The organism is Wolbachia endosymbiont of Atemnus politus (assembly GCF_013309895.1).
This window is the reverse complement of record NZ_JAAXCS010000057.1, coordinates 1-7,932: the sequence shown is the minus strand read 5'-3', so window position 1 is coordinate 7,932 and position 7,932 is coordinate 1. Positions and strand designations below refer to the sequence as shown.

The following is a 7,932-nucleotide window of genomic DNA, read 5'->3' as shown; positions in this document are numbered from 1 at the left end:
GTGGCTAAAAACCTACTTAAAGCTGGCGTATCTGTCGACTTAATAGCTGAATCTACTGGTCTTTCTCAAGCTGAAATTGTACAATTCAAAGAACTGACATCATAGTGATCTTTGTAGATTTACTACTTCTATTTTCGTTGTTTGCTTTACACTGTAAACAAATTTGGATGACAAAGAAAAGGCTACTTGGATGACAAGATAAAGGGTGCTGGCCGTAACCTTGTCATTCCAGCGCGTGACGCTGAGTTTTTATATTTATATAGTTTATAAAGTTAAGGCCAGTGTCACGCACTGGGATCCGGAAATTGCAATCCAGTAGGGTTGAGCTTAAAATTGTTGAAATAAAGTGAGGAAGCTACCTGGGCGGCAAGAAAAAGGATCTGGTGAGGTCTTTATTTGCTTTTTTTCCACAATTAAAAAAGTGCTTCCCCCTTTTAGAGTACTGTATATAATAGATGTAATGCCGCAGTGCATATTCCGAATAAAATTCCCAATAATCTATAAGGAGGCTTTATGAATAAGAAATGTGTGCAAATGTTCACCACTATCAATAAAAAAATATAAGAGAAAACGGCATATTTTTCCGGCTACGCGAGCGTTTTTAACATAGTTGATAAACAGAATGACCTGATTTTACCTGGAGCATTTGAGGGAAAATTAAATAAAAATGAGATAAAACTTCTTTGGCAACATGATCCATGCGAACCTATAGGTAATATCATAGATATTTATGAGAATGATGTTGGTCTTTACATAACTGCGCATTTGCTTTTGGGTATTAGAAAAGCAGAAGAGGTTTACTTAATGCTCAAAACTGGAGTAATCAATGGACTTTCAATTGGCTATATACCTATAAAATATGATATTGATCATAAAAGTGGAGCTCGGGTGCTGAGACAAGTGGAACTATGGGAAGTCAGTTTGGTCACTTTTCCTGCAAATTTAGCTGCCCAGGTAGTTAATGTAAAGAGCCAAGATAGTGAACAAGAAATGTTAATAAGAGCAATAAGAAAGGCAAACTTACAAATATCTCTACTTAAAATCTGGCTTGCATTAATACTTATTTAGCATCTATACTGTAACTTTACCATAACTTTACACCTGCGTTAGTAGTTATTATATATTTGCACCTAAATATATAACTTATCTTGATTCAGTTTAGGAACAGTTTTTAAAGTTTAAAAAACGAGATGCTCAGTACTAAGGTTCCAGAGATACAGTCAAGAAGGACGTGTAAGTATATAGCTTAACACTCCACCACTCATTAAGTATTTCATCTCAGCTGCAGTTTGTATGCAGCATTTGAGTTGAATTGATTGCTCTGAATTATCCTTTCTTTTAATGATACATTCTAAATTTCCATTTGGTACTATTTCGCCTTTTATGTTTATTCTCTCACTACCATCAAATATCTTTCTGGTTTGAAATACAAGCGGAAGAACACCCATGCCGATTAAGTTGGACCTATGTATGCGCTCAAAGCTTTCTGCAATTACAGCTTTGATTCCTAATAACGCGGTACCCTTTGCTGCCCAATCTCTGCTTGAACCTGTGCCATATTCTTTTCCTGCAATAACAACCAATGGAACAGCTTCTTTCTTGTAGCGCATTGCTGCATCGAAAATTGACATAGTCTCTTGAGAAGGCACATGTTTTGTATAGCCACCCTCAGTGCTTACCATTTCATTCCTTATTCTGATATTAGCAAAGGTGCCACGCATCATTACGTTGTGGTTACCACGGCGAGATCCATATGAATTAAAATCCTGTGGTTCAACCCCAAGACCTTTTAAATATATGCCCGCAGGACTATTTGAAGCGATATTCCCAGCCGGGGAAATGTGGTCAGTAGTCACACTATCGCCAAACATTGCTAGTATCCGTGCATCTTTTATGTTAACCGCATTATTTTTATCATCCCCCGTCGATAAATCATCAAAATAAGGAGGGTTTTGTATATAAGTGCTTCTCGTGTCCCAGTTGTAGATTTCGCTTTTCTTGTATTTTACCTTTTGCCAATGTTCATCACCGGAAAAAACATCCTTGTACTTTTGTATGAACATTTCACGTGTCACAACATTTTTAACACAGTCTTCGATTTCGCTGTTCGTTGGCCATAAATCTTTGAGATAAACGTCATTTCCATTCTTATCTTTGCATATAGGATCTTTTGTCAGGTCAATTTGCACAGTACCTGCAAGTGCATACATAACAACAAGCGGTGGAGATGCTAAGTAGTTAGCTTTGGCTAAAGGATGGATTCTTCCTTCAAAGTTACGGTTACCTGATAAAACCGCAGCAACAGTTAAGTTTTTGCTTTTTATATCATCCTCTATATCTTTATTAAGTGGACCAGAATTTCCAATGCAAGTTGTACAGCCGTACCCAACCAGGTTAAAACCTAAAGCATTTAGATCTTCTTGTAATCCCGATTTTTCTAAATACTCCGTTACAACTTGTGACCCTGGGGCAAGAGAGGTTTTAACCCAAGGCTTTGATTTTATTCCAAGTTTAACCGCATTACGTGCTACAAGACCGGCAGCAATCATCACACTTGGGTTTGAGGTATTGGTGCAACTTGTTATTGCTGCAATAACAACACTTCCATCTTGGAGTTTATCGCTTTCCTTTGACTCATTAGCTGAAAATGATGTAGAAAAAGATTCTGCCACTTGTGAAAGAAAAACCTTATCTTGTGGTCTTTTGGGACCAGCCATTACTGGCTTCACACTTGATAAATCAAGTTCCAGTATGTCAAAAAACGCTAACTCGTCACTGCTTCGCCACAGCCCTTGCTCTTTTGCATAGACTTCAACTAAATCAATCAGTTCCTCTGGCCTTCCGGTTAGGCTTAAATAATCTAGTGTTTTCTGATCAATTGGAAAGAATCCACAAGTTGCACCATATTCTGGAGCCATGTTTGCTATAGTAGCCCTATCTGCCACAGATAAATAATCTAAACCATCACCATAAAATTCCACAAATTTACCAACAACGCCTTTTGCTCTCAGAATATTGGTAATTGTCAGCACTAAATCAGTTGCAGTTACTCCTTCCGACAGTCTGCCAGTTAATTTGAATCCAACTACTTCTGGAATCACCATACTAATTGGTTGGCCAAGCATCACAGACTCTGCTTCTATCCCCCCAACGCCCCAACCAAGAACCGACAAACTATTAACCATAGTAGTGTGGCTGTCTGTACCAACTAAGGTATCTGGATATACAACCTCATTTTCGTTACATACAACTTGCGCTAAATACTCGATATTTACTTGGTGGCAAATTCCTGTACCAGGCGGCACTACTCTAAAATTTGTGAAGGATGACTCTCCCCATTTCAAAAACTGATATCTCTCCAAATTTCTTTTTACTTCCAATTCAACGTTCTTACCAAACGAAAAAGTGCTTCCATAACTGTCCACTTGAACAGAATGGTCGATCACAAGATCAACAGGCACAGACGGATTTATTTTATCCCTATTTTTTCTCACATAACTACGCATTGAAGCTAAGTCAACAATGGCCGGCACCCCCGTAAAATCCTGCATTAACACCCTTGCTGGTTTGTAGCTAATTTCGTGATTAACATGTTTCTCGACGCAACTTGCTAGTGTTTTTATATCACCCAACTTTACATTCACTCCATCCTCGTTGCGCAGCAAATTTTCAAGCAAAACCTTTAGTGAACAGGGCAACTTAGTTAGATCTATTCCTAAAGATTTACCGGCACTACTTAGGCTAAAGTAGCTGTATGACTTTCCATCGATGTTTAAAATTGTTTTTGAATTTAAAGAATTATTCATCTCGTATAACCATTATTTAAAAGGAAAAGATCCACCATTACAATAAGCATAATCACACCTGCAAAACTTTAGGAATAAACATCCTAATTGTCAATAATTATTGACAATTTTAAGCTAATTTGTATGCTTAAAACGTATTTTTAAAGGTAGTATGCAAAGTAAAGAACATGACTTTCATTTAGTGGATCCAAGTCCTTGGCCAATCGTTATATCAGCGGCAATTCTTATTCTTGCACTTGGATTAGTTGGCACGCTCCATAAACAAGTTTCTGGGATGCTTGGTTTAATTTTAGGAATCTCTGCAGTATCAGGAGTGTTGTTTTATTGGTGGAGGGATGTAATAAAAGAAGCCATTTATGATAAATGTCATACCGCAATTGTAAAACATGGACTCAAGATTGCAATGTATTTATTTATCCTTTCGGAAGTTGTGTTTTTTATAGCGTTCTTTTGTTCATTTTTTAAAGCCTGGCTTGATCCGGTTTTTTTGTTTGAAGCATTTTCTCCTACAAAAAAAGTTGAATGGCCTCCTGAGGGAGTTTTGCCGCCTGACCCATGGTCATTACCATTCATGAATACGTTAGTATTGTTACTTTCTGGTACAACGGTTACCTCAGCACATCATTTTTTACTCGAAAATGATAAAAAGAACATGATTAAAATGCTGTCCATAACTATATTGCTTGGAGTGTTTTTTATAATAGTACAAGCAATAGAGTATCATGAGACAAGTTTTTCTCTACAGGAAACAGGAATCTATGCATCCAATTTTTATATGATTACCGGGTTTCACTGTGCGCACATTGTAATAGGAATAATATTCTTGTCAGTGTGTCTGTTTAGAGCGCGAAAAGATCAAATTACACCTCAAGATCATTTGTGTTTTGAATTTGCATCTTGGTATTGGCATTTTGTAGATATAGTCTGGATATTTTTATTTGTATTCGTTTATTGGCTAAGTGTTCTTTGAGTGGTAAAAATAATAGGTCTTGATCCGGGAATAAGTAAAACCGGGTGGGCTGTTATTGATCTAAATGAAAAAAGTGGTATCGAATTTCTAGGCAGTGACACTATATCAACTGACAGTAAGCTCAGCATAGGTGAACGCCTACGTATAATTTTTGAACAATTAAAAGAAGTAGTTTCTTTGTATTCTCCAAGTGAAGCTGCAGTGGAGAAAATTTTTGTTAATAGGAATCCTAAATCTTCACTAACTTTGGGATATGCGAGAGGAATCGTAATTTTAGTGCTAGAAATAACAGAGCTAACTGTAAATGAATATGACGCAAACTATGTAAAAAAAAGCATCACCGGAAACGGCCATGCTAATAAAGATCAGGTTATATTTATGGTGAAACAGATAGTTAAGGACTTAAATATAAAATGTCACCATGCTGCTGATGCTCTTGCTATAGCAATTTGTCATGCTTATACGAGAGGTTCTTGTTGTATCCGTTCAGCAGAGCGGCAAACTCAATACAGGTAACGATAACTAAAGGACCAATATTGGATGTGCGCATTTTTACCTTGCTAGCTAATAGAATAGACTTCTTACATAACTTAAACTAAAGGGCAAAAGAGGCCATGTGGTATTTATATTTACTTTAAAATACCGGCGTTTTTTTATTCTAAACGCTAGCTGCTTTTTGCAATTAACCTCTAGCTATAAACATTAAAAATTTTACTAATCAAGAAAAAAGGCAAAGGAGCCCCGTGGTGGTTGGCTATTTTCTATGTACCTCAAATATCGGCGTTTTCTATCCTAAACGCTAGGGTTTATCTGCTTTTATGCAACTAATCTAACGTTAAGAAATTTACTAAGCAGGAAAAAAGGCAAAAGAACCCCATGGTAGCTAGTCATTCACGTTCTCCTTGTCAATTTGACGTTTTCTACTGTCTTAAACGACTTATAAGCGCGTTTCAGCTTATATAGGTAAAAACCCAGAAAATTTACAAAGACATAAGGTACACATAGTGCAAAAATTTAAACATGATACGCCAAATACCCTAAGTTTTTTGTCGTTAACCTGCACAGATTGCGAAGACATTCTATACAATGTACACACAATAATATCATAGAATTCAATAGGACAATTCCTAGAGAATTACTCATCTACAAAAGACCAAAACGTGTTAACGCTGCTTAAATAAGCCGATGTAAAAGATAAGCTAAATTTTCTACCAAATATATACACCACCATTGTATATAATCCTTATAATTTGATATCGTTTCAAAATATTTTTAGCTTTATGAAAACACCTGTGCGGGGCGAAATAGCTATTTATGTATGGATTTTATGTGACATACCCATATTGAAAAAATTTAAATTTAATAATAAACCCATATATACTACAGATAGAGGAGCTGCATATTGTGAAAACTCACTTAACCTATTGCCGCAACTACCAGATAATAGCTTAGATCTCGTAATCACCAGCCCACCGTTTGCTTTGCAAAGAAAAAAAAGAGTACGGAAATGAATCCCAAGCGGAATATGTTTCATGGCTTAGCCAATTTGCAAAATTAGTACATAGCAAACTCAAAGATACAGGCAGTTTTGTACTTGATCTGGATGGGGCTTATGAAAAAGGCGTGCCATCTCGAAGTCTATAATTTTAGAGTGCTTATACATCTCTGTGACGATATAAGCTTCTTTCTTGCAGAAGATTTTTACTGGTATAATCCCTCTAAATTGCCAAGTCCAATTGAATGGGTAAATAAGAGAAAAATCAGAGCAAAAGATTCTGTTAATACAGTATGGTGCTTCAGCAAAACAGAGTGGCCTAAAGCAGATGTCACAAAGGTGCTAGTAAAATACAGTGACCGCATAAAAAACTTATCGAGAACCCAGAAGCTTATTATACTCCTAAAAAACGACCATCAGGGCATAATATTAGTAGTAGATTTGGTAAAAATAATGGCGGAGCTATACTATCAAATCTTTTGCAGATTCCTAATTCAGAGTCTAATAGCCAGTATCTTATTGCATGTAAGCAACTAGGTATAAAACAGCATCCAGCTCGATTCCCCGCTAAATTACCTCAATTTTTTATTCAGTTTCTAACACAACCGGGAGATGTTGTTTTAGATATTTTTGCTGGTTCTAACACAACAGGTTTTGTATGTGAGCAAGAAGACCATTACTGGTTAGCATTTGAAGAAAACAGAGAATATCTTGCTGCATCTGCTTTTAGGTTCTTAGAACCAGTTAACCACCACAACTAAATCAAAAAATTTTATAAGGAGAAAACGTTATGAGAACGCCGAAAAAAATAGGAAAAGCTATTGTCAAAAAACTCAAAAATTGGAAGGGAAAGCCCACTCCAACGGCAAGCGCCTCTAACAGTAAGGACTTCTTAGAAGAACCCGAAAAACTTTCAGAAGATATTCTTAGTGTAAAGACGACGATAGAACAGCAAATTCCCTATCCTACTGCTACAACAGACACTGCTATTAATATCGAAACCACTACATGCAACAATAGTAATACAACAATAGAAGATCCAGATGCTTCGTCTACTACTCTTATAGTTGAAGCCAAGGAAATTACTGCACAAGAGCCAAACACCCCTGCTAACCCCTCTCCTGCTGAACCATGTAGTGGATCTGGCAAGGGAAATTCTATGGATGAAAAATCATCAAAAAGGTCGTTTCAACCAATTATAGCTGGCATTGTTGGAGTGTTGTTATTGGCAAGCGGTGCTGCATTGTATATCATGAAAATGCCTGTAGTAGCAGTGGTTGTTCGAATAGTTGGATTAGTTTGTATGAGCTTTGCGTTGTACTACGTTTTAAAGCCTAATACCAAGCTCGAAAAAGTAGCAGATGTCGAACAATATATTATCCAGTCTTCTTTGAATCCAATATAAATATGGTCTATTTTTGTTTCAAATTAATTCTAAGCGCTCCGGGTTTGCTCCGCGTTAGGCCTAATCTCGCTATTCTGGCAAGCTCATCGAGCAGTGAATTTTCTCTAACGGAAAGCGCAGGATGTGCGCTGTCTGAGGATTCAACTGCGACCACCAGCGGGGACTTGTCCTTCCAGCGGTGCAGCGGCGAAATCTGCCGAATCCCAGCTCGAGATTTCTAATTTTGATCAAGGCAGCTCTAAGCCTGGAAGAAAGC

General features: G+C 37.1%; 6 protein-coding genes. 5 read left to right on the top strand and 1 reads right to left on the bottom strand.

What is annotated here, in order from left to right:
* The first annotated feature begins 606 nt into the window (after positions 1 to 606).
* Complete coding sequence (locus tag HET73_RS04570) at positions 607 to 1,068, top strand: HK97 family phage prohead protease (protein WP_410543551.1); 462 nt, start codon at positions 607 to 609, stop codon at positions 1,066 to 1,068.
* A gap of 152 nt (positions 1,069 to 1,220) precedes the next feature.
* Here the strand turns inward: HET73_RS04570 and acnA are convergent, their stop codons facing one another.
* Entirely contained in the window at positions 1,221 to 3,806 is a 2,586-nt protein-coding gene (gene acnA, locus HET73_RS04565; protein ID WP_174132750.1) for an aconitate hydratase AcnA, read from the bottom strand.
* A gap of 151 nt (positions 3,807 to 3,957) precedes the next feature.
* Here acnA and HET73_RS04560 point away from each other — a divergent pair, with 151 nt between their 5' ends.
* From HET73_RS04560 to HET73_RS04545, 4 genes are all read left to right on the top strand, one after another.
* Positions 3,958 to 4,776 carry a cytochrome c oxidase subunit 3 gene (locus tag HET73_RS04560; protein WP_174132751.1) on the top strand — a complete coding sequence of 273 codons (819 nt, stop codon included), beginning with the start codon at positions 3,958 to 3,960 and terminating at the stop codon, positions 4,774 to 4,776.
* Positions 4,777 to 5,292 carry a crossover junction endodeoxyribonuclease RuvC gene (gene ruvC / locus HET73_RS04555; RefSeq protein WP_174132752.1) on the top strand — a complete coding sequence of 172 codons (516 nt, stop codon included), beginning with the start codon at positions 4,777 to 4,779 and terminating at the stop codon, positions 5,290 to 5,292.
* 1,353 nt (positions 5,293 to 6,645) lie between these two features.
* Positions 6,646 to 7,032 (top strand): DNA methyltransferase, encoded by a 387-nt coding sequence (locus tag HET73_RS08290; protein ID WP_343033086.1) that lies wholly within the window; start codon positions 6,646 to 6,648, stop codon positions 7,030 to 7,032.
* Between the two features lie 29 nt (positions 7,033 to 7,061).
* Positions 7,062 to 7,676 carry a hypothetical protein gene (locus tag HET73_RS04545; protein WP_174134093.1) on the top strand — a complete coding sequence of 205 codons (615 nt, stop codon included), beginning with the start codon at positions 7,062 to 7,064 and terminating at the stop codon, positions 7,674 to 7,676.
* Positions 7,677 to 7,932 lie beyond the last annotated feature (256 nt).